Origin of the sequence: Zhouia amylolytica, assembly GCF_900116365.1 — a bacterium.
GTDB classification, from domain to species: domain Bacteria; phylum Bacteroidota; class Bacteroidia; order Flavobacteriales; family Flavobacteriaceae; genus Zhouia; species Zhouia amylolytica.
The window spans coordinates 108,772-131,913 of the sequence record NZ_FPAG01000006.1 but is presented as its reverse complement, the minus strand read 5'-3'; the positions used below and the strand labels follow the sequence as shown (position 1 = coordinate 131,913).

The 23,142-nt window shown below is 36.8% G+C and carries 26 protein-coding genes; 24 read left to right on the top strand and 2 right to left on the bottom strand.

The annotated features are described in order from the left end of the window. Positions 1-29: 29 nt before the first annotated feature. From BM361_RS10845 to BM361_RS10775, 15 genes are all read left to right on the top strand, one after another. Complete coding sequence (locus BM361_RS10845) at positions 30-1,214, top strand: serine hydrolase domain-containing protein (RefSeq protein ID WP_074978798.1); 1,185 nt, start codon at positions 30-32, stop codon at positions 1,212-1,214. A 158-nt stretch (positions 1,215-1,372) separates the two neighbouring features. Continuing rightward, complete coding sequence (locus BM361_RS10840) at positions 1,373-2,296, top strand: NAD(P)/FAD-dependent oxidoreductase (protein WP_074978797.1); 924 nt, start codon at positions 1,373-1,375, stop codon at positions 2,294-2,296. Between the two features lie 122 nt (positions 2,297-2,418). Next, positions 2,419-3,531 carry an FG-GAP repeat domain-containing protein gene (locus BM361_RS10835; protein ID WP_074978795.1) on the top strand — a complete coding sequence of 371 codons (1,113 nt, stop codon included), beginning with the start codon at positions 2,419-2,421 and terminating at the stop codon, positions 3,529-3,531. Positions 3,532-3,711: 180 nt separating this feature from the next. After that, entirely contained in the window at positions 3,712-4,182 is a 471-nt protein-coding gene (locus tag BM361_RS10830) for an OsmC family protein (protein ID WP_074978794.1), read from the top strand. An 89-nt stretch (positions 4,183-4,271) separates the two neighbouring features. Further along, complete coding sequence (locus tag BM361_RS10825; RefSeq protein WP_074978792.1) at positions 4,272-4,853, top strand: Crp/Fnr family transcriptional regulator; 582 nt, start codon at positions 4,272-4,274, stop codon at positions 4,851-4,853. 56 nt (positions 4,854-4,909) lie between these two features. Then, the gene (locus tag BM361_RS10820; RefSeq protein WP_074978789.1) at positions 4,910-5,248 is read left to right on the top strand and encodes a hypothetical protein; all 339 of its coding nucleotides are present in this window, start codon (positions 4,910-4,912) and stop codon (positions 5,246-5,248) included. 25 nt (positions 5,249-5,273) lie between these two features. Next, on the top strand, positions 5,274-5,852 hold the full coding sequence (locus BM361_RS10815) for an NAD(P)H-dependent oxidoreductase (protein ID WP_074978787.1): 579 nt from the start codon (positions 5,274-5,276) through the stop codon (positions 5,850-5,852). Positions 5,853-6,036: 184 nt separating this feature from the next. Then, positions 6,037-7,434, top strand: coding sequence for a pyridoxal phosphate-dependent decarboxylase family protein (locus tag BM361_RS10810; protein ID WP_074978785.1), 1,398 nt, complete (start codon positions 6,037-6,039; stop codon positions 7,432-7,434). A gap of 22 nt (positions 7,435-7,456) precedes the next feature. After that, positions 7,457-7,798: a TfoX/Sxy family protein gene (locus BM361_RS10805; protein WP_074978783.1), complete on the top strand. Its 342-nt coding sequence runs from the start codon at positions 7,457-7,459 to the stop codon at positions 7,796-7,798. A 29-nt stretch (positions 7,799-7,827) separates the two neighbouring features. After that, positions 7,828-8,391 (top strand): Crp/Fnr family transcriptional regulator, encoded by a 564-nt coding sequence (locus BM361_RS10800; protein WP_074979049.1) that lies wholly within the window; start codon positions 7,828-7,830, stop codon positions 8,389-8,391. A gap of 71 nt (positions 8,392-8,462) precedes the next feature. After that, positions 8,463-8,789: a DMT family transporter gene (locus tag BM361_RS10795; RefSeq protein WP_038260609.1), complete on the top strand. Its 327-nt coding sequence runs from the start codon at positions 8,463-8,465 to the stop codon at positions 8,787-8,789. A gap of 115 nt (positions 8,790-8,904) precedes the next feature. Beyond that, positions 8,905-9,387 (top strand): hypothetical protein, encoded by a 483-nt coding sequence (locus BM361_RS10790; RefSeq protein WP_074978781.1) that lies wholly within the window; start codon positions 8,905-8,907, stop codon positions 9,385-9,387. 140 nt (positions 9,388-9,527) lie between these two features. Beyond that, entirely contained in the window at positions 9,528-10,577 is a 1,050-nt protein-coding gene (locus tag BM361_RS10785; protein ID WP_074978779.1) for an alpha-L-fucosidase, read from the top strand. A 293-nt stretch (positions 10,578-10,870) separates the two neighbouring features. Then, the gene (locus tag BM361_RS10780) at positions 10,871-11,365 is read left to right on the top strand and encodes a helix-turn-helix domain-containing protein (RefSeq protein ID WP_083425927.1); all 495 of its coding nucleotides are present in this window, start codon (positions 10,871-10,873) and stop codon (positions 11,363-11,365) included. 1 nt (position 11,366) lies between these two features. Then, positions 11,367-12,077, top strand: a complete 711-nt coding sequence (locus tag BM361_RS10775) for a CPBP family intramembrane glutamic endopeptidase (RefSeq protein ID WP_074978776.1) — start codon at positions 11,367-11,369, stop codon at positions 12,075-12,077. A gap of 91 nt (positions 12,078-12,168) precedes the next feature. On the opposite strand, the gene BM361_RS10770 is transcribed toward BM361_RS10775, so the two are convergent. Together BM361_RS10770 and BM361_RS10765 are read right to left on the bottom strand one after the other, a co-directional pair. After that, a complete protein-coding gene (locus tag BM361_RS10770; protein WP_074978774.1) occupies positions 12,169-12,876 on the bottom strand; it encodes a TapB family protein in 708 nt (235 codons plus the stop codon). 37 nt (positions 12,877-12,913) lie between these two features. Next, a complete protein-coding gene (locus tag BM361_RS10765; protein WP_074978773.1) occupies positions 12,914-15,034 on the bottom strand; it encodes a M13 family metallopeptidase in 2,121 nt (706 codons plus the stop codon). A gap of 311 nt (positions 15,035-15,345) precedes the next feature. Between BM361_RS10765 and bla the strand changes: the two genes are divergently transcribed. The 9 genes from bla to BM361_RS10720 all read left to right on the top strand — a co-directional run bounded on the left by bla (position 15,346) and on the right by BM361_RS10720 (position 23,121). Then, the gene (gene bla, locus BM361_RS10760; protein ID WP_394364646.1) at positions 15,346-16,062 is read left to right on the top strand and encodes a subclass B1 metallo-beta-lactamase; all 717 of its coding nucleotides are present in this window, start codon (positions 15,346-15,348) and stop codon (positions 16,060-16,062) included. Between the two features lie 118 nt (positions 16,063-16,180). Next, positions 16,181-16,585 (top strand): hypothetical protein, encoded by a 405-nt coding sequence (locus BM361_RS10755; RefSeq protein WP_074978769.1) that lies wholly within the window; start codon positions 16,181-16,183, stop codon positions 16,583-16,585. 141 nt (positions 16,586-16,726) lie between these two features. Then, positions 16,727-17,152 carry a DoxX family membrane protein gene (locus BM361_RS10750; RefSeq protein WP_083425926.1) on the top strand — a complete coding sequence of 142 codons (426 nt, stop codon included), beginning with the start codon at positions 16,727-16,729 and terminating at the stop codon, positions 17,150-17,152. A gap of 235 nt (positions 17,153-17,387) precedes the next feature. Next, positions 17,388-17,846, top strand: a complete 459-nt coding sequence (locus BM361_RS10745) for a hypothetical protein (protein WP_139226705.1) — start codon at positions 17,388-17,390, stop codon at positions 17,844-17,846. Between the two features lie 10 nt (positions 17,847-17,856). Further along, positions 17,857-18,432 (top strand): helix-turn-helix domain-containing protein, encoded by a 576-nt coding sequence (locus tag BM361_RS10740; protein ID WP_074978763.1) that lies wholly within the window; start codon positions 17,857-17,859, stop codon positions 18,430-18,432. Positions 18,433-18,639: 207 nt separating this feature from the next. Next, positions 18,640-19,743 (top strand): ligand-binding sensor domain-containing protein, encoded by a 1,104-nt coding sequence (locus BM361_RS10735; RefSeq protein WP_175496576.1) that lies wholly within the window; start codon positions 18,640-18,642, stop codon positions 19,741-19,743. 134 nt (positions 19,744-19,877) lie between these two features. After that, positions 19,878-20,705 carry an alpha/beta hydrolase gene (locus BM361_RS10730; RefSeq protein WP_074978761.1) on the top strand — a complete coding sequence of 276 codons (828 nt, stop codon included), beginning with the start codon at positions 19,878-19,880 and terminating at the stop codon, positions 20,703-20,705. Positions 20,706-21,169: 464 nt separating this feature from the next. Continuing rightward, on the top strand, positions 21,170-22,279 hold the full coding sequence (locus tag BM361_RS10725) for a Gfo/Idh/MocA family protein (RefSeq protein WP_074978760.1): 1,110 nt from the start codon (positions 21,170-21,172) through the stop codon (positions 22,277-22,279). After that, positions 22,276-23,121 carry an MBL fold metallo-hydrolase gene (locus tag BM361_RS10720; RefSeq protein ID WP_074978758.1) on the top strand — a complete coding sequence of 282 codons (846 nt, stop codon included), beginning with the start codon at positions 22,276-22,278 and terminating at the stop codon, positions 23,119-23,121. The genes BM361_RS10725 and BM361_RS10720 overlap by 4 nt, the downstream gene beginning before the upstream one ends. The last annotated feature ends 21 nt before the right edge of the window (positions 23,122-23,142 follow it).

Genomic DNA, 23,142 nt, shown 5'->3' with positions numbered 1-23,142 from the left:
TCTTACTTTTATCGTAAAATGTCGTTTTAATGTACAAATCCATTATTCCTGTATTATTCTTACTTACTAATGTATCGGTTAAATCACAAAGTATAAAAGATTCAATCACTTCGGAGTTAACAGCGTTAAGTAAAAAAAGTTCGGTTGTTGGCTTTGGTGTAGCGATTGTAAACAGCGATAGCCTTGTCTATTCAGGGGGCTTTGGTTACGCTGATTTAAAATCCCAAATAGCCTACACTCGTTATACAGAGCAACCCATTGCTTCTATTTCAAAAACCTTGCTTGCCGTTGCCTTAATGAAAGCTCAAGAAATTGGAAAATTGAATTTGAATGATCCTATCAATAAACACCTACCGTTTAAAATTGTTAATCCGAATTTCCCAGGTGACAACATAACCATACAACAGCTTGCAAATCACACTTCCAGTATTCTTGATGGTGAAACATATTTAAATACGTATGTATTTAAAAAGAAGATCCCGCCGTTTTACACCCATTTAGCTGACAAGGATATAAAATTGGAAGTAGAAAAATGGGTTGAATTGCTCAATGCAAATGAGATGATGACGTTCAGTGAATTTATTAAAAAACAGTATGTGAGGGGACAAATATGGTATGATGAAAAGCAAAACTTTTCCACCAACAAACCTGGAAGCACCTATAAATACAGTAATATGGGAGCTAATATTGCCGCATATATAATTGAACAGGTATCGGGAGAAAGTTATACCAGCTTCATAAAAAAACATATCCTTAATCCGCTTGAAATGAATAATTCGGGCTGGCGAGGAAAAAGTTATGAGTCAAAGAACGCTTCAACCTTATATTGGTATGGACATCCGATTCCGGAATACGATCTCATAACGTATCCTGATGGAAATTTCATGACCAACGTGGTTGATTATGGTAAGTTTTTAAATGCTATGATTCGTGGGTATGAAGGTGAAGATAATTTATTAACCGCTGAGAGTTACAAGGAAATGATGAAAGATCCGGTTTCATCTGATTTTAGAAAAGGGATTTTTTGGAGTGTGGATTCAGAAAAAATTGGTCATAGTGGCAGTGATTTTGGTATTCTTACTCACGCTTATTTCTTAAGGGAACATAATATGGGTATTATCGTATTTGTCAACACCTCGGATACCAAGAACGGGACAACGGAAGTAAGAGATATTTACAGAACTCTTTTAAAGTATGTGAGGCTTACCCCATAAAAAGTTAATGGCTACCGCATGCCTCCTCATGAATCCCAATTTCTCTAAGAGGTTATAAATTTCCTAATCGCTAAGCATTTGCTAAATTAGCTATTTAAACCATGTAATAAATCTTACAGAACAGTGTTGTTTACAAGTTAAATCGAAAGAATAAAAACATGAATAAGACTCTTGAAGTTATTATAATTGGTGGTGGTCCTGCTGGAATGAGCGCCGCCCTTGTATTAGGTCGCAGTAGAATACAAACACTTGTATTGAATACGGAGAGACCAAGAAATATGGTTACAAAACATTCTCATGGCTTTTTGACTCAAGATGGAAAACATCCTACGGAGATTTTTGAAACTGCCAAAAAGCAAATGGCCAAGTACCCGTCGGTGGTCTATAAAAACGAAAAGGCGTTGCAGCTAATATCTAATGAAAGTGGATTCCGCGTTGAAACAGAAAACGCTGTATACGATTCCAGAAGAGTCATTATCGCAACGGGACACCGTGATAATATCGAAAGCATTGGGATTAAGGGCCTGAAAGAGGTGTATGGCTCCTCCGTCTACCCTTGTCCATTTTGTGACGGTTTTGAAATGGCAGATAAGAAACTGGCTGTAATCGGTGATGCTGCAATGGCAACTATGTTCGCAAAAAAAATCAAGCATTGGTCTAATGATGTTATTGTATTTACCAATGGAGAACCGGTATTAGATGAGGCTATTGTGGAAAATCTTAAACTGAATGGTATCCCCATCATGGAGGAAAAAATCATACTGTTGAATTCTAACCATGGAATATTACAATCTATAGCCCTCGAAGGCGGACAAATCATCGAAAGGGAAGGCGGTTTTATACCTGATACGAAATCGACCGAGTATACGGATTTTGCCAAGTCTTTGGGAGTACCCAAAGAAGAAGGGTTTATGGGAATGGAGATTTACAAAGTTGACGATTCCAAAGAAACCGATATTAAAGGATTGTTTATCATTGGAGACGCCAGAACGGGATGGAGCGGAGTAGCTTCTTCGGTAGCGGAAGGCAGTGAAGTGGGCAAAGCAATTACCTTTCAAATCATCGATGAAAATTGGAAATAAAGCCCTGTAAGCTACATTCTCTTTAAATCAGTTAGATCATAGTTCAATTCACAGACCTTGCTCTCTTTTAAGTATATTTATATCAACATCTAAGTCAAAACATTACATTCAATCCAAAAACCATGAAACATCTGTTATACGTTTTCTCACTGCTACCATGCTTCATCTTAAGTCAGGAAATTGAATTTGTTTCAAGTTCGAGATATGTATTAGGTACCGACATGAAAAAATCGGCTTCGGTAAGTGCCGGTGATATTGATAATGACGGGGATATAGATATTATTGTTGCTAACGGACGGCATTGGCCTGAATATAATAAGGTATTCTATAACAGCGGGCACGGGATATTTACCGTATCTAAGTTACTGGACCATATCGCTGAAACCAGTTATGCAACAGAATTGGCAGATTTTGATGGCGACGGTGATCTGGATGTGGCCGTTGGTAATGATATGGCTCCCAATGCTCTTTACTTAAATGACGGCAAAGGAAATTTCATAAGGGCCGATCATTTTGGAAACCCATACTCCCCTACCCGGAACTTAAAAACAGCGGATATTGATTCTGATGGGGATATTGATATTTTAATCACCAACCGGGGAAAAGAAAACGAGATATGCTTAAATAATGGAAAAGGAAAGTTCACTGAAACAGTATACTTCGGAATAAAAGATGACTCAACCATCGATGTGGAAGTAGCTGACATAAATATGGATGGTAAGCAAGACTTAATTTTAGCCAATCGTGACGGTCAACAAAATTACATTTACCTGAATGATGGTGGTTTACATTTTAATCAAAAGATTCCTTTTGGCAATGGAACCGATGAAACACGATCTGTAGGGGTGGCAGACATTGATCAGGACGGTTATCCGGATATTATTACTGCGAATATCGAAGAGCCAAACGTTATTTACTTCGGGAGTAAAGAAATAAACTATGGTAGAAAAATGATTTTTGATCCTGCCTCCGACCCTTCCTATTCTCTGGATCTTGGAGATATAGACGGGAATGGTAGTATTGATATCGTTGTGGCCAATTCAGGGTCACCCAATAAGGTCTTTCTGAATTTTAATAAAGGGGCTTCGTGGAAGGAAATCAGTCTGAGCGATGAAGCACTTCATACCTATGATATCATTCTCGCCGATTTGAATAAAGACAACAGACCCGATATTATAGAAAGTAATTCGGATGCCATTAATTACTATTATCGCAATAAAGGCACCGGCAATTAAGGTGCCAGTTGAGCCTTACCTTAAACAATATTAGTGAATCGCTGCAATCTTTTAAAAGAAGGCTGTTATCTTTGGGATCCGTTATGCAAATGTTGTACTCCGGGTCTTAATACGCCATTATTCGGGGGATAGACCCCATTACAGGCAAAGACTGCAAACAATATAATTTTATAAACTAGCATGAAACAACACAACTACCAAGTCAAGGTTGAATGGACGGGTAATGAAGGAAAAGGCACCCTTAATTACAATTCGTATAATCGTAACCATACCATTATAGCTGAGGGAAAATACGATGCTATTTCGGGTTCATCTGATCCTTCATTTATGGGTGATAAGACCCGCTATAATCCGGAAGACCTTTTTCTGTCCTCGCTATCGGCTTGTCATATGTTATGGTATCTGCATCTATGCTCTTTACACAAAATCGTGGTGACCGAATATCTGGATCATGCTACGGGGGTTATGGAGGAAATGGCCAACGGTAGTGGAAAATTTACCGCAGTTACGCTCAACCCCCAGGTGAAAATAACTGATCCCAGTAACATCGAAAAGGCAAATGAATTGCACGAAGAGGCTAATAAAATGTGTTTTATTGCTAATTCCTGTAATTTTAAGATTGGACATAATCCGAACACCACAGTTGAATGAAGGATGCTTTCATGATACCCTATTACCGATACTTGCATTCCTTTAATATAGCATGAAATAAACCAAATAATTGTAGTTCCATTAGAACCATGAATATTGAAAAAACCTTAGATGAACTTGGAGCAATCTATACTCCTTTATCTCCTGAATGTCGCCAGGAACTAATTGCTCATTCAAACATTGAAAGCTTCCAAAAGCGAGATGTTGTAGTACGTGAAGGAGAATACTCCAAAAAGGTTCATTTAATTTTACAAGGTTGTGCGCGGGCCTATTATTTAAAAGACGGGAAAGATATATCGGATTGGTTTTCTTTCGAAAAACAGTTTATGGCCCCTATTGTGAGCTTTTTCAGCGATCAGCCAAGTCCTCATTATGTCGAATTTGTAGAAGATTCTATAGCACTTGAATTTACAAAAGACACCATGGATCTTCTCACTGCGAAACATCATGACTTCGAACGTTTTATCAGCAAGGTCGTTACTGAAACCATGCTCGGTCTCTGTGAACGCTTATATACGATTCAGTTTAACAAGGCAGAAGAAAGGTATACTCACCTGCTCAGCATTTACCCCGACATTATCAATCGGATTCCGCTAACCCATATTGCTTCTTATTTGGGAATTACCCTGGAGACTTTGAGTAGAATAAGAACCCCTAAAAAACGAATTTGATCTATATCAAATGATATGGCTTCGGTTACCCTGATCTTTGAAAAAAGATTTAAAAAATGGAAGCAACCAACAAACAATTAACATCAATTTGGGGCCCCTGGTGGGTACCTGTAAGAAGGTGGTTTTATCCAGCCTGGCTCATTTATGAAACCTCCTGCCGTTTTTACAATTACTCTATAGATGTTTACCTTTATATTCATCATTCTCAAGGCGGCATCACCACATATATTGGAGATACGGCAACACAAGTTTTAGCCATCCTTGGGGGGCTTGCTACCTTCTTGATTTGTACTGCGTTTTTAACCGCTCCTACCTCTTTTATCTTATTTAAATTCTTCGAAAAAGAGGGATTAACCGGCAGCATTCTGGAAACACAAATAAAAAGATTCCTCTAATTCTTCACCTACATTAAATACACTTATGAAAAGAATACTCATTATAAACGGGCATCCTGACAAGGAGAGTTTTAATTTTGGCCTAGCAGAGGCTTATAAGAACGGAGCTGTAAAGTCTGGCGCTGAAGTCAAAGAAATAAATATCCGGGATCTAGACTTTAACCCTAATCTTCAATTCGGGTATCGAAAGCGCACCGAATTGGAGCCTGATCTGATAATGGTTCAGGACCATTTAAAATGGGCTGAACATTTAGTTTGGGTTTATCCTGTTTGGTGGAGTTCTGTGCCTGCAATGATGAAAGGTTTACTCGACCGGGTTTTGCTTCCCGGATTTGCCTTTAAGAAAAGAGAAAACTCCTTATTTAGCGATAAATGTCTGACGGGAAAGACGGCACGTCTTATATGCACCTTAGACCAACCCGGATGGTACTATAAGTTGAACTATGGCAGCCCGAGTCATAATGCCCTGAAAAAAGGAACCCTGCATTATATTGGCGTTAAAAAAGTCGGTATCACCGCTATAGGCCCTATACGATTATCTAAAGATGAATTTAGATCAAAATGGTTGAAAAAAGTAGAAAGCTTGGGAAGTCAGCATAAATAACATGCACTAAAAACCAACTGAAGGTGATTAAATATGTTTTAATCACCTTCATGGTTCCGTCGTGAAAGATCTCACAAAATTTAGCTATCTTCATATTAATAAAAAACAGGTTTGATCGGAAGGTTTTATAAACCATTTATCAAGACAAACCTCAGGCAACATCTTTCGCATTAATTATACTACAATGAGCAAGCTACAAGACAAAATGTTTCTGGACCTAAGGAACAAGAACATATTTAACCAGGCCCAACAGTATTCCTATGAATATTTAGAAAGAATTTTTGACCGGGAGGTTTATCCGACAGAGGCAGCGCTGAAGAACTTGTCTGCTTTCGACGAAGAACTCCCTGAAAACCCTACGGAGGCTTCCAGCGTCATTGAACAATTAAACACTTATGGGAGTCCTGCGACAACCGCTACTTTGGGAGGAAGGTATTTTGGATTTGTATGTGGTAGTGTTGTTCCTGTAGGATTGGCTGCCAAAAACCTGGGCACTTATTGGGATCAGGCACCAGCCATGAATGTGCTCTCCCCTATTGGAAGCAAATTAGAATCGGTGGTTGAAAAATGGCTAATTAATTTATTTAATTTGCCGCAGCATACCTCTGCAGGTTTTGTAAGTGGAACCTCTTCCGCGAATTTGTGTGGTTTGGCTGCCGCCAGATATCGTATTCTGGAAAGAAATCAATGGGATATCAATAAAAAAGGACTAAGGAATGCTCCAGAAATCAGAATTGTAACCGGTAAACAAGCACATTCAACCGTTTTAAAAGCCATCGGAATATTAGGCTTGGGAACAGAAAATATTGAGTGGGTAGATGTCGACGATCAAGGCAGGATCTTATATGATTCGATTCCGGAATTAGACGCAAATACCATTTTGATTCTTCAAGCGGGAAATGTAAACAGTGGGGCTTTTGATGACTTTGACCGCATTTGCAAGAAAGCGAATAAAGTGGGCGCATGGGTACATATTGACGGGGCATTCGGATTATGGGCTGGGGCTGTAAATGAATTGAAGTACTTAACGAAAGGAATGGAGCATGCATCTTCATGGGCGGTTGATGGTCACAAAACGCTTAATACTCCTTATGACTGTGGCATTGTTTTATGCTCGGACCCGGAAGCTATGACCTCAGCGCTGCACATGTCTGGAAGTTATATCATTGAAAGCTCAGAAAGAGATGGTATGTTCTTTACTCCGGAAATGTCGAGAAGAGCAAGGATTATTGAGTTATGGGCCATACTGAGGCACCTTGGGAAACAAGGTGTAGATGAAATGATTTTAACCATGCATCACCGAGCTAAACAGTTTGCGAATGAAATCACACAGATAAAGGGGTTTTATGTGGAAAATGATGTGGTTTTTAATCAAATAATCGTTCGGTGTGACACCGATGAACTTACAGAAAGAGTTTTAGGTACCATACAAAAGCTAAGAACGTGTTGGCTTGGTGGTTCTTTGTGGTCTGGTAAAAGAGTCATAAGGGTTAGCATTTGCTCCTGGGCAACCACTGAACATGATATCACTACTTCTGTAAAATCATTTAAAAAGGCATTAGAAATTGTTAGAAGTAACTAACCATCACAATAAATAGGGATAAATGGCATATGATAATTTTTTAGCAGATCGCATCAGGCTTTCCCTTAAAGAGAAGCATATCTCTTTTGAGGAAAAGAAAATGATGGGAGGGCTCTGTTTTATGGTTGAGGATAAAATGTGTGTAGGAGTTGTTAAAGACAATTTGATGGCACGCATTGATCCGGAAATCTATGATAAGGCCTTACAAGAAAAAGGTTGTCGCGAAATGGACTTTACGGGACGCCCTATGAAGGGCTTTGTTTTTGTAGAACCTGAAGGGATCGATTTGGATCAGGATCTGAATTATTGGATTCAATTGTGCCTGAAATATAACCCAAAAGCTAAATCAAGTAAGAAAAAGTAGCCTTAAAAATTAGACCTCAACCGTATATGATGACTATTGACCATATTCTTGACCAAATATATGTGATTCCTGAATCCTCGAAGCAGACACTCAAAAAATACTTTAATGAAGTCAGTTTTCCGAAGGGACATATATTACTTCGGGCTGATACGGTTGAAAATTCAGCTTACTTTATCAAGAAAGGCATTGTTCGAGCGTATGCCAAAACACCTGATAACGACATTACATTTTGGTTTGGTAAAGAGGGTGATCCTGTACTATCAATGAATAGTTATGTTGCTAATAAAAAGGGGTATGAAGACATCGAATTACTGGAAGCATGCGAATTGTATCAAATAAAAACAACCGACCTTCAAAAACTTTTTGATAAAGACATACACTTGGCCAATTGGGGAAGAAGACTTGCTGAACAAGAGCTTGTAAAAACAGAGGAGCGACTTATTTCCAGACAGTTTCGGACAGCCAAGGAAAGATACCTAGATCTTTTGATCCAAAATCCCGACTTAGTAAGACGGGTCCAATTAGGGCATATTGCTTCTTATTTGGGCATTACGCAGGTCACTTTAAGCAGAATAAGAGCGAAAAAGCATTAAGGTTACATTTTTTATCATTTGTAAAATTTTTATTCAATTCCATTGCTGACCTTTGCCAAAAAATTAAGGAGATGAACTGGATTCTTTTGATTATTGCAGGTTTATTTGAGGTAGCTTTTGCTTTCTGTTTAGGAAAGGCGAAAGAAGCTACAGGAAATGAGATGTACCTATGGTATGGAAGTTTTATTATTACGTTAGTAATAAGTATGGCCCTTTTAATAAAAGTAACTCAACATTTGCCCATCGGGACTGCCTATGCTATTTGGACAGGAATTGGTGCTGTAGGAACTGTTATCATTGGTATTACAGTTTTTAAGGAGCCTGCATCCTTTTTTCGTTTACTATTCCTTACCACTTTAATTGGTTCGATTGTTGGGTTGAAAGTTGTATCCCATTAAGCCTTTTAGTATTCTATATTTATTTGAATTGGAACACCTCAGGATGTTACTCATTAATGGAATAACTTTGGACGCAACCTATGGCTGCTATTAACATCTTTTAGAAAACAGCTTTATGAAGTGTATTTTAAGTTTACTCCTGTTTGTACTCTTTATCGCTAGTTGTTCTAATAAAGATGATGGGATCGATTGTTCACTTTTTGATCCGGCATTTCCGGAATTAAACATACGTATCACAGATGAGGCAGGAAACAACCTCATTGAAAATGGCACTATTGACCCGGATAGCATTACGGTGACAGGTGATTTTTCCGGAGCGGGATTTCGATACATTCCGGCTATAGATTATGTTAGTCCAGATGCGGAAATACGAGCCTTTGATCATACTCTTTCGCTATATATACCCAGAGAATCGGAATTTCAGTATACCATAAACCTGAAGGATTACGAAGCCATTAATATAGATTTTACAGCCACCTTCACTAAAATCCCTTGTGACCTGTCTTACTACATCCCCTCAGAGGCTTTTTATGATAATGAGAAACTTGAATTACAAGAAATTTCGCCTCTTCAATTTTTGGTAATTATCGGGTTGTAAAAAAAGGATTGTCTCTTTCTATAAATATTTAGGCATTTATGTTTTTTTACTCATTAGTTTAATATAAGTAAAATTTGTAGTTTAGTTCCTCAATAAACCTAAATCCAACCAAACCATTTCAGGTTCATTATAAACGATTTATGAAAAACCTATTTTTAGTCTTTTTTACAACAAGTATATTATGCTCATGTTCGAACACCAAAAAACAAATTCTACCTGTTTCTTCTGAAACGCCAAGTGAGGCACAGCGCAAACAAATTGAACGTCAATATGGGATGTTCATTCATTTTGGGATCAACACCTTCCATGATATGGAGTGGACTGATGGCACGAAACCTGCTTCATCATACAAACCATCCGATATCGATGCTGATCAATGGGTAAAAACGGCTAAAGATGCCGGCATGAAATATGTTATTTTAATTACCAAGCATCACGATGGATTTTGTCTTTGGGATAGTGAATATACTGACTATGATGTGGCCAGCTCCGGAAATACTACCAATGTGATAGAAGCGGTAGCTAAAGCATGTAAAAAGTATGATGTTGGCTTGGGTTTATACTACTCATTATGGGATCGAAATAAAAATGGTGACGTAAAAAACACCGAACTGGACAGCACTTATAATTCCTATATGGTCAAACAATTAAATGAATTATTAGCCATTACCCAGAAACATGTAAATATTGTAGAATTCTGGTTTGACGGGGGTTGGGTAAAAGAAAATCATCGCTGGCCATTAGGAGACATATACCAAACCATTAAATCGAGAGAGCCTGAATGCCAAATAGGGGTTAACTGGTCTATTGGTTTACCGGAGGATCCGGATCATCACCCTGTGTATCCCGAAGACCAAAAAGAGGGATATCCGGTCAGGTATTTCCCTAGTGATTTTAGACTGGGGGATCCATATTTGCCGGGGAAGAACGATCCAAAGGTATTTACCCATAATGGAAAGCCTTATTATATGCCCTGGGAATCTACCATTTGCATAAGTCAACGTTGGTTTTACAATACGAATGACACCCTATTTAAATCTGTAGATGAACTGGTTGATTTATATAAGGTTGCTACGGCACAGGATAATATCCTGATCCTTAACTGTCCTCCAAACAGATCAGGCAAAATAAGGACTAAAGACATTGAGATCTTATCGGAGTTAAGAACGAGGCTAGACATCAAACCATAGTTCAGGAATTGGAGCAGACTTAAATTTATCCAATTAGACTATTGAGGTAAGTGGTAGTACTTTTATGAAATAATAAATCTGAAACTCGAAATTTACTCTTTTGTATATCGAGGTTGGTCGTGATGCCAACCAAAATGCTTATATTGTTGTTACACAACTAAATCAACTGATCTCTATACGTTTCAGGTCTATCTGGAAGTAACTAGTTTTTTATAATATTTCGACTAATTTTAATTGGATTAGCACCATGTCAAATGGCCGTAATTATTAAATGACGTATAAATGTCGTGCCTATGACACTTCATTCTTTAACCTTTAAATATAATTTTACGATGTATAAAGACAAACAGCAAATGATAGCCAAAATCGTAAAAGAACAAAGGATTCAATTAAATTATACACAAAAGGATTTAGCGGACATTTCCAATATTAGCCTACGCTCCATTCAACGTATTGAAAAGGGAGAGGTCACCCCGAGAATTTCTACGCTAAAAATTCTTTCAAAGTTTTTGAATTTCACCTTAGATGATTTGGACAACAATCAACTTAATGGTTCAAAAAAAAGAGTAACGTTTTTCAGGGAGGTCACCATTTCGATTTTACTAATATGTATTATTCTTTTGATAGCGACAGCCTATATCGCTCAATCAAAAACATTCCCCGAAACCGATTTTGAGCTTTTGATGTATTACTCTGTTGTAAATGTATTGTTGGGGGTTATTTTAATCAAGCTCTGGAAAAATAAAAAGATAGGTTTACTAACCCAGTCGAAGGGAAAAGTTTCATAATATGATCGGTATTCTTATAATCCTTGGTGTATCGTGGTTATTGCTACATTATTTTGAGAAAGAAAACCTAGGTGTCTTAGGTTTTCGCCCTGTCAAGAATGGATTACAGCAATTTATAATTGGATTAAGTTTTATCATTTTTCTTAAACTACTTTTCATTCTAATTGAAACCCAGGTTAATGGTATCTCCTGGAGCTTAAATCAATCTTTTGATTATCGCTCTCTTTTTGGTTCTTTTTGGTATCATTTAAAGTCGGCTCTAACGGAAGATCTTATTTTCCGTGCAGCTCTTTTATATCTCTTAATTAAACGATTGGGAATGTACCGGGCTATTTTTTTATCAGCGGTGGCTTTTGGTGTATATCACTGGTTTTCTTATGGCCTCCTTGGTTCCAGAATTATAGTTTTATTGTATGTATTACTCACTACTGGTTTCACAGGATATGTTTGGGGTTATACCTATGCAAAAACCAAATCTATACTGATGCCGTTAGGCTTTCATTTGGGTTGGAATTTTATTAATACCCTCTTTTATGATACCCAACCTTATGGACAGCTTTTATTTCAGGAAACTGGAAATATGGCATTACAAGAACCTTATCAAACTTACTTTTCACTATTTATTGGTTTTGCACCTTCGATCATCACCTTAATTTTTGTAAAATCAGTACTAAAGATACCTTCGATTAACAATCTATTTAATTCAGCATAGGAAAGGTTTAAGATGGTGAAGGGGCTTTTTTTACATGAAAAGGTCACTATTTATAATCTTCAACAATCCATTATTAGGAATCGGCAGCGTATTAATCTTTAAAATTAGTCAATACGGTCAGGCCTACCAGATCGCCCTTTTTATTATATTCTTCTTGTTTAACTAAGCCAACTCCCTTGGCATACCATAATTTAGAAGTGGTCTTTTTAGTAATCATCATTTTTGTTTCTGTGTGTTCCGTAACTACCATACAATCATAGGTGCCTGCCGGGACATTAATGGTTTCTTCGGCAACCACTTTTTTATTAAAGCTTTTCACCCCAAAATCCATCTTAACGCTCCCTGCCATGATTTCCATTTCCATAGTTGAATCTGGTAATTCTTGTCCTACCCTCATATTATTTGGCATCACTGAATTTGTACCAGTTACATTGGCTTCGGCATCAGAATCATTCTCTGATAAGGTAGCGGTGAGTTTTTCTTTTAATATTTTAAGGGTGTTGACGGTGATATTCCCTCCTTCACAAACAACTTCATATTGCGTATTTATTAACTCTTCTCCTTTATCATCTGTTGTTATTGTATGAACAACAGCTATGGTTTGTCCATCTTTTTCAAAAACCTCTTTAACTACATGTTGGTTTGTCGATTTTAATCTGTTCTTTTTATCGTAATTTTTTGTTTCGAACTGTATACCTTCTGTCATCGGATAATACCCTTCGCAATCCTGAGCCAGGCTTAATGAATATGATCCTATTAATAGGCCTATCAAAGCGATTCCTTTAATATATTTTTTCATTTTACGTTATAATTATAAGTTTCTAAAGAGTTTATTATTACCAAATCTGCACCCTATCATCCGGAGCAAGGTATAAAGAATCTCCAGGTTGCACCTTGAATGTATCATACCATACATCCATATTTCGCACCACTCCGTTGGCACGAAATTTACCGGGGCTATGTGGGTCTGTCATTGCTGCCTGACGTGCATAGGCATCAGTAGTTATCCAACTCCATAGTTGGGCATACGCAATGAAAAAACGCTGATCGCCTGTTAGTCCATCAATAATAGGGGCTTCACCTCCTTGTTCCTGATTGACATATTCTCTGTATGCGCTATAGGCTAAGGCCACTCCTCCTATATCACCAATATTTTCTCCTAAGGTTAAATTACCATTTAGATGTACACCTGGTATCGGTTCATATTTATTATATTGATCGACTAATATATTTGCTCTTCGTTCAAACTCATTCCTTGATTCTTCGCTCCACCAATTTCGCAATAGTCCGTTAGCATCCGACTTACTTCCTTTATCATCAAAAGCATGACTAACCTCATGACCAACTACCGCTAGGATTCCTCCAAAATTGGCGGCCGGATCTGCCTTTGGATCAAAAATAGGTGGTTGTAAAATCCCAATAGGAATAACCACATCATTCATTTCTGCCTGATAATACGCATTTACAACTTGTTCTTCGCGAAGCCATTCCCATTCGCGTTTAGGTTCTGTCAGACGGTTCAATTCATCATTTGCCTTCCACACATTTATTTTTTGAATATTGCCCACCAAATCATTATCCTTGAATTCAAGACTTGACTGATCAATTAATCTCTCTGGTTTACCAACTTTCCAATGTATGTTTTTAAATTTCTCAATGGCCTCTTTTTTGGTAGGCTCATCCATCCAGTCATTAGCCTCTAATTTTGCCAGGATAGCCTTTTTCATAAAATCTACCAATATATTCGCCTTTTCTTCAATTTCCGGGGTTAAATATTTATCAGAATACAATTTCCCCAACTGCCAGTTCAAAACCTGATTGGAGGCAGCTTTGGCTTTAGTTTCTAATGGACGTTGTTGCGGAATTCCCATTAGGGTTTTACTAAAAAACTCAAAATTTGCATTTTCAAAATCAGCAGAAAGCAGGGAAGCCATACCATTAATATAGTAAAACGCTGTAAGTGTTTGCAGATCTGCTAATGGGCAATTCCCATAGATTTCTGAAACTCCTTTAATAGCAGTATCGGTATGTACCACCAACTCTGTAATTTTATCCGTGTTTTTAGCTTCAAAAAAAGCATCCCAATCAAATCCCGGGGCGTAAGATTTTAATTCCTCAACTGTCATCAGGTGATACATTTTATTTTTATCACGCTGTTCTGTTTTAGTCCAAAGCTTCTGTGCCATAGCGGATTCCAGATCCAAGACGGTTTTAGCTCGTTTTTCAGGTTGATCGATTCCTGCTAATCTAAATATCTTTTCTATATATTCTTTATAGGCTTGTCGAATGGCCGGAAAAGGCGCATCTTTTTTTAGATAATATTCTTGACTTGGAATTCCCAAGTCTGCCTGTTCCAGATAATAAATATAGCGTGCCGTATTCTTAGAATCTAAAAATACCTGGCCACTAAAAATAGAAGGAATGGTTGGCAATCCCATCATTCCGGCTAATTCTGTACTTGATTTAGTTCCGAAGATTTTATCTAAACCTTCTTTTAAGGGTTTTGCTCCAAGTTCATTCCGAGTTAAAGTGTCTATATAGCTTTTATAAAAAGCCTTAATTTGTCCCTTAGGAGAATTGGATGGGTAATCACCTCCATTTACGACCTCTTTTAGAATTTCTCCTATCTGATCTTCGGCCCTGTAGATTACCTCTATCATGGTCCCATTATACGGAGTTCCCGGATACATTTCAGCAGTTTTATACCATTTACCGTTGGCAAATTCCGAAAAATCATCTCCCGGTGTTACGGTACTATCGATATGACTCAACATTAAACCTGATTCCAGATCACTTTCACCATCCTTCTTTTCCTTGACATTTTCTCCGCAGGAAACAAAAAGAAGTAACATTAAGCTTATAGCTAAGATGATGTGAGTACGAAAAAGATTCAGGAATTTTTTTAACAAAAATGAGGTTAAGAAAGAATTTTGGGGAGAAGATTTAATTCGTTTCATAACTTAAGGGATTAAATGAATAAATATTCTCCAATGAAGTTACTAAACTACTGAAAATACAATCAATAAACAAGATAAAAAACATTGACAATCAACAGTTTAAAACAAAAATTCTTGTTCTACTTATTGTTCTACAAAATTTATTAAATTCACATATATACATTTCGCTAAAGAACCCTATAACCTCAATAAATAAAAAATAGAAGAACATCTATATGACAAAATTATTTATAGCCTTTTCACTAATTACTTTAACTGGCTTCAATTCATGCAAGGGATCACCAGCTGAACACACTCAGACAGCACAAGAAATGAGTTCGAATACCACCCACAGCGATTCGACTGATAGCGTAATTGTTTATCGGACTGAAAATTTGATTATTAAGAGACTTTCAAAACACGTATATAAACACATTTCTTTTTTGAACACTAACGATTATGGAAAAGTAGCTTGTAATGGTATGCTCGTTGTAATTGAACAAGAGGTTGTAATTTTTGATACCCCTACCTACAACACAAGTTCATTGGAATTAATTAATTTTATTTCTGATGACCTTCATAGTAAAACAATTGCATTGATCCCAACTCATTTTCACGAAGATTGTGTTGGTGGGATTCCTGTATTTGAGCAATATCATATACCAATCTATGCCAGTAATCAAACCATAGAATTACTTGAGAAAAGCGGGAAAAAGTTTTCTAACCCAATTAATGAATTTGATGATAGTTTGAGTGTCGATATTGGAGATAAGAAAGTTTATGCAGCTTACTATGGTGAAGGTCATACCAAAGACAATATCATAGGCTATTTTCCTGTTGATGAGGCTATTTTTGGTGGCTGTCTTATTAAAAGTATTGGAGCATCCAAAGGAAACCTGGTAGATGCGAATGTCAATGACTGGTCAGAAACGATTCGTAAAATTAAATTGAAGTACCCGAAGGTGGCTATTGTAATTCCAGGCCATGGTACATGGGGAGATTCTGCATTATTTGATTATACCATTGAATTGTTTGATATAGACAAATAACTTATCAAGGTATATTAATCAGAAAGGTTGATGAGTATGAAATTTACCTACTTTTAGTAACATTTCAGATTTTAATGTGAGATCATATGCATATTGTTTAAACTTTAATAAAAAAATCATGAAAACCCTATTGTTATTCATTACATTAACATTCAGCTTTTATGGTAGTTATGCCCAACAAAACACCTTGATCTCAACGATGGATTTTATTGAAATTTTAAACAATAACGATCAAGAGGCTATTCATTACTATCAAAACAATTGGAAATTAATCAGGAATATGGCTATAGAAAAAGGTTATATTCATTCTTATGAAATTTTAGAAACTCCATATACTGAAGAGGCACCTTTTCATTTAATTCTCATTACCACCTATACCGACAAAGAACAATATGACAGCAGAGAGATCCATTTTCAAGAATTAATTAAGGAGAAAGGCCCCTTGAGTTTAATGAATGAAAAGAAGCCTGGCGAGTTCAGAAAAACAATATTTTCTAAAGAAATGGTTAGACATTGGGACTAATTCCTGTTACAATTACGGAGATGTTTAAATTTTGTTGGGCTATTTCTGATTAAATACTTCCAATCATAGCCAAGATTGTTATCCCTCTCAACCATTGTAGCAAATTCAGAACTGTATCGTCTAACATGAAAACAGTATTCTATGGATCCACTTGACAGAATCAAACGGAATAAGGCTTTCATTTTTTTGTACTGGTGTGCAAGGATTGGTATGGGAATCACATTTATAATATCCGGCATCAGGAAACTTCCAGGTGTAAAATTTACGACCCTGCCCATTGATAATCCGGTTGGAGCCTACTTTAATGCCATGTATGAAACCGGCTTTTATTGGAATGCTATTGGATATCTTCAAATAATTATCGGGGTATTGCTATTCTTTAACCGGTTTGTGGTGATCTCCAGTATACTTATGATGCCTGTGGTGATCAATATATTTTTAATTTCTATAGCTCTACATATGCAAGGCAACCTTATTATTACTTCAGCAATGGTTTTAGGAAATACATTTCTAATTCCATGGCATTTTAAAAACTATCGATCTTTATTTCTAAGACCGATCGATTAATTCCTCACCTATCATGAGGCTACTTTATGAAGTTTTGTCCCTTCTATCAAGGAATCAATAGGTTAAACTTCACATATCTTCTCGATTTATTTATTGGCACCTTACCCCTAAAATATTCACTTTCCGGGTATGGATATGTTTTCCGCATAGATGACGTAAAGATGTCGTATTGATGACGTCATCAATGCTTAGGAGACTATATAACTTTGTTTCAGTTATTTAAATTCATATGTTAATGGAAATGAAAATTAAAAAATCTCTATTGCGGCAAGCATTAGAGCTTGTAAAACCCCCACTCTTGATAGCCATTGCTATTACTCCAATTCGTTATTGCCTCGAATTAACCGGACTCTCTGAAAATATCATTTTCCTAATCGGACTTTTATGGTTTACCATAGGGGTTTCCATATACTGGGGGATAAAATTGTATAAGATAAGGAGGCACTATGTTCTTCTTTTATTTAGTTTGTGCATTCTTTCACCTATTTCAAGGATTCCGGTAGCTATTGCCTGGTGGGTTGATTCTCATTGGGGAATCGGTACTCATTATGGCCAATACTTTAGTAATTTTGGACAAGCATTATTGAATCATATTGTATATGGCTCATTTATTCAAATAATTCCCGGATATTTAGTTGGAGTCATTACTATTATTGTCATGCAGCGTAAAAAAGTAACTGTTATTAAGAATTAAACTATAGAAAATGGATAAGGACCTATTAGCCAACAGAGTAAAGGAATTAAGAAGCCAAAAAGGAATGTCTCAGGAGCTTTTGGCTGAAAAATCCGGTTTAAGTTTAAGGACCATTCAACGGATTGAAAATGGGGAGTCAAAACCAACGGGCGAATCTCTAAACAGATTAATTAAAGGATTAAATGTAAATCCGGATGAATTGATGGATTCCTCAATAATAGTTGACAAAAGATACTTAACATTTATGAACTTGTCCGCTCTGAGCTTTTTACTATTCCCTATGTTAGGAATATTAATACCTTTTATAGTTTGGAGCGCAAAAAAAGATAAAATCAAGGACATCAATGAAATTGGTAAAAACCTAATCAACTTTGAAATAACATGGACTCTGATTCTATTTTTCTTTCCTATCGTTTTGCTTATCAATTCAAAGGTTGGGGTTCTGAAAACTATTTCTTTAAGAACCTTTTTTATGACATTTGGACTTTTATATCTTATCAACTTAATTTTCATACTCGTCAATACCATTCGAATTAATAATGAAAAAAATGTCTTTTATCTACCTCAGGTAAAGTTTTTAAAATAGTGTGTCTTCAAAACCAATAATGTATCTTCACTATATGTTTCCGGATTCATTGCATACTTCTATTAAAATATGGTGTTAATTTTTATGCTAAGGCATGAAATGGTGTTGGTATATAATCTTTTCATTTATATCGAATTCATCTTCTTTTTAAGGGTTGTCGCACTATGGTTCAAAACTGATATTTATGAATTTTTTATAAACCATCCTATGATGACTTTGAATATGAAATTATTACGCTTCCTGCCCCTATGGTTGTTCTTTTTGGGATGTAAGGATAATACATCAAATAAAATTTCAGAAGTTCCTCCTGTAAAATCTAGTACCACTGATCACAACAATTCGCTTCCTCTTATGTTTGAAAAAGAAGCAACAGACACGCTATCCCATGCAACTTTTAATGGGGTAATTACTGAGTTCGTTTGGCAAATATATCAAGATAACCAAGGGCATTTTTGGTTTGGAACGAATCATAATGGAGTCCTGTATTACGATCATAAATTACTTAGGCAATTTACCTCCCAGCATGGAGTTGGGGGCAGTGCGGTAAGAGCGATCATCGAGGATAAGGAAGGCACTATATGGTTGGGAACATCGGAAGGTCTCACCAGTTATAACGGAAAATCATTTACCAACTATACGGTTACCGATGGGTTAGCCAACGATGAAGTCTGGACCCTGGCCATTGATAAATCTGGCACCCTTTGGGTTGGAACCGTTGGAGGAGTGAGCACGTTTGATGGAAATCAATTTGAAACCTTTAAAGTGGACAAAGCGAAGGTATCTGATCCAAAGCCGATGTTGTCTGAAAACAGAATCAGTGATATTCTTATCGATTTAAATGATCATATATGGTTCGTTACTGATGGTTATGGCATCAGCAAATATGATGGAAAAGGATTTGAATTTTTCACAGTAAATAACGGACTTCCCGATAACCATGTTGCGGATCTGCTACAAGATCATGAAGGAAATATCTGGATCGGCACCTATTATGGTGGCGTCAGCAAATACGACGGTCGGAAGTTTATTAATTTCACGAAAGACGGCCTTATTCAAGGTATAGAAGCTTATAACTTTTTGGAAGATAGCGAAGGTAATATTTGGTTTTCGGCAGAAAATCACGGAGTGTATCGCTATGATGGCAAACAGTTTGTTCTATTTACAACCAAAGACGGGTTAGCTACCAATGGCATTCAAAGCATTTACCAAGATAAAAAAGGGCAGATCTGGTTTAGTACCTGGAATGGGCTAAGTCTATACGATGGAAAGAATATCAGTAATGCTGCTTTAAAGGAACCGTGGGTTCAATAACTATCGTAAAAATTTATTCTCCTTCGAAATTAGCAGGACACATTTAAATCATAAGTTATGGCAGTTTTATTTATATTTACTCAGGACGATAAATAATTTTCAATTTTTAAATACCATCCGATAACACTCACCTTATGAAGTACTCTGTTAAGCTTCTGGCTTTGTTTTACCTCAGCTGTTTATCATCACTTTTTGGGCAGTCCGAAAACACCATACAACCTGTAAAGGAATTTAGCATTAATTCTACTATTCTCAATGAAGACAGAACATGCTTAATAAGTCTGCCTGACTCTTATCATGATGCTCATAACAACATGAGCTATCCACTGATAATTCTTTTAGATGGTGCTACCTTCTTTAAAACGGCCACTGGAACTGTTCATTTTATGAGCTCGAGGATCAACAGAAATTATTTAATGCCGGAGACTATAATTGTCGCTATTGAAAATATTGACCGTGAGCGTGATTTTACTGTAACGAAACTAAAAACTAAACGTCCGAATACGATGGGTGGAGGTAATAATTTTTTAGATTTCATAGAAAAAGAGCTCATTCCGTATGTTGACCAACGTTACCGAACATTACCTCACAGAACGCTTATAGGACATTCTTTGGGTGGCCTTCTCACCTTAAATGCCTATATGGACGAACACAGAAACTTTGACGCTTTTCTTTGTATAGACCCAAGTATATGGTGGGATGAGGAGACCATGAAAAGGAAAACTGAAATGGTCAGCTCATCATGCTTAAAAAAAAAGATATACATGGCCACCGCTAATCAGGGGGAAGCTAATTATGCCCGAAACAAAAAAAGACATGATCGTTTATATGCGTTGTTAAACAGCAAATCTAATGAACCGCTTCAATTTAAATTGGAGTACTTTGAACATGAAAACCATCGCTCGGTCCCATTATTGGCCTTATACAACGGTTTGAGATTTCTCAATAACGAAAATGAATAGATACCTTATGTAGGGATATTATTGGCTATGTTCTTTATAGCAGCTTCCTTGGATCGACTTACCTATCAAGCTTAAGCTGCATCTTTATTACAGTGTAGTCCTGCCGGGTTCTAACATATGGTCTCTTTATACCTGACAGGCTACTGATTAGGTATACTATTTTTAAAGGGTTCTTTTTTTAGTATATTTATGATGAAGGCTTTACCCCTCCTACTTAATATTTAATCGTTAATCATAACCGTTATATAACATCTTATCCCAAAAAAGTCCTGATGGTATGCGGCAAACCTTTATACAAGATCCGGATGGGTATTGGATTGAAATTAACGACGCGAATTAATTATTGGTTTTATAATTAACCCAAAGCCATTACAATAATCGGTGATAATGTGCTAAATTAGTAAGGTATTAATTCAACTATACAATTCAGAATTATTGTTATTGTACAACTTAGAACGCTTTAAATGATCCTAAAAAAACTAGTCCCGCTCCTTCTATCTATTTTTATTAGTTCACAACTTCTTTCACAAAATAAGGCTGTAAGCATTGGTGTAGTTGGGCTTACCCATTCACATGTACAATGGATTTTTGACAGTGAAAAAATGGGTACTATTAAAATTGTGGGGATTGTTGAACCCAATAGAGAATTAGCAGAACGTTATGCTCGCCTGAATAATTTTCCAATTAGTATGGTATATCGTACTATGGAAGAAATGATCGAGGCCACAAAACCAGAAGCCGTATGTGCATTTGGCACCATATATGACCATTTGGAGGTTGTTGAGAAAGCTGCTCCACGTGGTATTCATGTTATGGTAGAAAAGCCTTTGGCTGTAAGTTTAGACCATGCACAACGAATGCAATCCTTAGCTAAAAAGCACCGAATTCATCTCCTTACCAATTATGAAACCACCTGGTATCCTACCAATCATAAAGCCATGGAATTCTTACGTAAAGATTCTGTTGGCGCTATTCGAAAAGTTGTCATTCGCGACGGACATAAAGGACCCAAGAAAATAGGTGTTAATAAGGAGTTTTTAGAATGGTTGACAGATCCGAAAGAAAATGGAGGCGGTGCCATCACCGATTTCGGTTGTTATGGGGTGAATTTAATGACTTGGTTAATGCAAGGTGAGATTCCACTAACTGTTACAGCTGTCACTCAACAGCTGCAGCCTGAAAATAATCCCAAAGTGGATGATGACGCAACCATATTACTCAATTATGCCAAAGCGAATGCTACAATTCAAGCTTCCTGGAATTGGCCAATAGGACGAAAGGATATGGAAATCTATGGTTTGACCGGAGTTATTTATGCTGACAACCGACATAATCTCCGAATGCGCATAGCTGAAGGTTATGATGGTTACCAGGAAAGATCGTATGAGTTGGCGGAAAACGAAGCCCCTATGAATGATCCATTCTCCTATTTTGCAGCGGTGATACGTAATGAAATAACTCTTGAGCCCTATGATCCGTCTTCCTTAGAAAACAACATGATCGTTATGAAAATTTTAGATGCCGCTATAAAAAGTTCAAAAACAAACCGGACCATAGAATTAGAAAAAAGATGATTGAACTCAAAAAAATAATTTTTATCCTGGTTATTAGTTTTGGATTCCCTCATGTGACATGTGCTCAAGATATTAAAACCATAAAGGTCAAGGATAACCTTTATTTTGTAGGTGACAGGGCTTTCTCTTGTTTCTACATCACCGATAAAGAGGTTATTGTAATTGACCCTTTGGATTCTGCAAGAGCTGAAGCAACATTAACTGCAATTCGAGAAATAACTCAAAAACCTATTACCAAAGTTTTCTATAGTCATAATCATTGGGATCATATTCGTGGAGGCCAGGTATTTAAAAATCCGGAAACCACTTATATTGCTCATCGTGAGGCTAAAAATAATATACCCCCACATACCGATGTAATTACTCCTACAGTAGTCTGGGAAGGAGCATATAAGTCTTATGATTTTGGAAATGGGCAGGTTTTAGAATTACATTATTTTGGAGCTAACCATGGTGCGGGAATGACGGTGTTTCGATTTGCTGAACACAACGCCATTTTTGTGGTGGATCTGGTAGTACCCGATCGGGTATTGTATGCCTATCTACCTGATGCCAGTCCGAAAGCATGGGTTAAAAGTCTGGAAAAAATTCAGGAACTTAAGTTTAAAGAGGTATATATGGCCCATGTGCGTGTACAAGGAGACAGAAGTGATGTTACCTTTATGCAAAATTATTTCAGGGCGCTGTATGCCGGTGTAGAACAGGAGCTCAAAAAAGGGACTCCTTTTTTTGATATTCCTCATACGGTAAAATTACCATCATATAACCATCTAAAAAATTATGATGAATGGCTTCCTATGAATGTCTGGCGTATTCTGATGGAGCTATCGATTGGACAATAATTTAAAAATATGTAAAAGCAT

What these genes read in the sequence shown, in the direction of transcription:
- BM361_RS10845 (WP_074978798.1), top strand. Translation starts at nt 30, where the DNA reads ATGTACAAATCCATTATTCCTGTATTATTCTTACTTACTAATGTATCG.
- BM361_RS10840 (WP_074978797.1), top strand. Translation starts at nt 1,373, where the DNA reads ATGAATAAGACTCTTGAAGTTATTATAATTGGTGGTGGTCCTGCTGGA.
- BM361_RS10835 (WP_074978795.1), top strand. Translation starts at nt 2,419, where the DNA reads ATGAAACATCTGTTATACGTTTTCTCACTGCTACCATGCTTCATCTTA.
- BM361_RS10830 (WP_074978794.1), top strand. Translation starts at nt 3,712, where the DNA reads ATGAAACAACACAACTACCAAGTCAAGGTTGAATGGACGGGTAATGAA.
- BM361_RS10825 (WP_074978792.1), top strand. Translation starts at nt 4,272, where the DNA reads ATGAATATTGAAAAAACCTTAGATGAACTTGGAGCAATCTATACTCCT.
- BM361_RS10820 (WP_074978789.1), top strand. Translation starts at nt 4,910, where the DNA reads ATGGAAGCAACCAACAAACAATTAACATCAATTTGGGGCCCCTGGTGG.
- BM361_RS10815 (WP_074978787.1), top strand. Translation starts at nt 5,274, where the DNA reads ATGAAAAGAATACTCATTATAAACGGGCATCCTGACAAGGAGAGTTTT.
- BM361_RS10810 (WP_074978785.1), top strand. Translation starts at nt 6,037, where the DNA reads ATGAGCAAGCTACAAGACAAAATGTTTCTGGACCTAAGGAACAAGAAC.
- BM361_RS10805 (WP_074978783.1), top strand. Translation starts at nt 7,457, where the DNA reads ATGGCATATGATAATTTTTTAGCAGATCGCATCAGGCTTTCCCTTAAA.
- BM361_RS10800 (WP_074979049.1), top strand. Translation starts at nt 7,828, where the DNA reads ATGACTATTGACCATATTCTTGACCAAATATATGTGATTCCTGAATCC.
- BM361_RS10795 (WP_038260609.1), top strand. Translation starts at nt 8,463, where the DNA reads ATGAACTGGATTCTTTTGATTATTGCAGGTTTATTTGAGGTAGCTTTT.
- BM361_RS10790 (WP_074978781.1), top strand. Translation starts at nt 8,905, where the DNA reads ATGAAGTGTATTTTAAGTTTACTCCTGTTTGTACTCTTTATCGCTAGT.
- BM361_RS10785 (WP_074978779.1), top strand. Translation starts at nt 9,528, where the DNA reads ATGAAAAACCTATTTTTAGTCTTTTTTACAACAAGTATATTATGCTCA.
- BM361_RS10780 (WP_083425927.1), top strand. Translation starts at nt 10,871, where the DNA reads ATGACACTTCATTCTTTAACCTTTAAATATAATTTTACGATGTATAAA.
- BM361_RS10775 (WP_074978776.1), top strand. Translation starts at nt 11,367, where the DNA reads ATGATCGGTATTCTTATAATCCTTGGTGTATCGTGGTTATTGCTACAT.
- BM361_RS10770 (WP_074978774.1), bottom strand. Translation starts at nt 12,876, where the DNA reads ATGAAAAAATATATTAAAGGAATCGCTTTGATAGGCCTATTAATAGGA.
- BM361_RS10765 (WP_074978773.1), bottom strand. Translation starts at nt 15,034, where the DNA reads ATGAAACGAATTAAATCTTCTCCCCAAAATTCTTTCTTAACCTCATTT.
- bla (WP_394364646.1), top strand. Translation starts at nt 15,346, where the DNA reads ATGAGTTCGAATACCACCCACAGCGATTCGACTGATAGCGTAATTGTT.
- BM361_RS10755 (WP_074978769.1), top strand. Translation starts at nt 16,181, where the DNA reads ATGAAAACCCTATTGTTATTCATTACATTAACATTCAGCTTTTATGGT.
- BM361_RS10750 (WP_083425926.1), top strand. Translation starts at nt 16,727, where the DNA reads ATGGATCCACTTGACAGAATCAAACGGAATAAGGCTTTCATTTTTTTG.
- BM361_RS10745 (WP_139226705.1), top strand. Translation starts at nt 17,388, where the DNA reads ATGGAAATGAAAATTAAAAAATCTCTATTGCGGCAAGCATTAGAGCTT.
- BM361_RS10740 (WP_074978763.1), top strand. Translation starts at nt 17,857, where the DNA reads ATGGATAAGGACCTATTAGCCAACAGAGTAAAGGAATTAAGAAGCCAA.
- BM361_RS10735 (WP_175496576.1), top strand. Translation starts at nt 18,640, where the DNA reads ATGATGACTTTGAATATGAAATTATTACGCTTCCTGCCCCTATGGTTG.
- BM361_RS10730 (WP_074978761.1), top strand. Translation starts at nt 19,878, where the DNA reads ATGAAGTACTCTGTTAAGCTTCTGGCTTTGTTTTACCTCAGCTGTTTA.
- BM361_RS10725 (WP_074978760.1), top strand. Translation starts at nt 21,170, where the DNA reads ATGATCCTAAAAAAACTAGTCCCGCTCCTTCTATCTATTTTTATTAGT.
- BM361_RS10720 (WP_074978758.1), top strand. Translation starts at nt 22,276, where the DNA reads ATGATTGAACTCAAAAAAATAATTTTTATCCTGGTTATTAGTTTTGGA.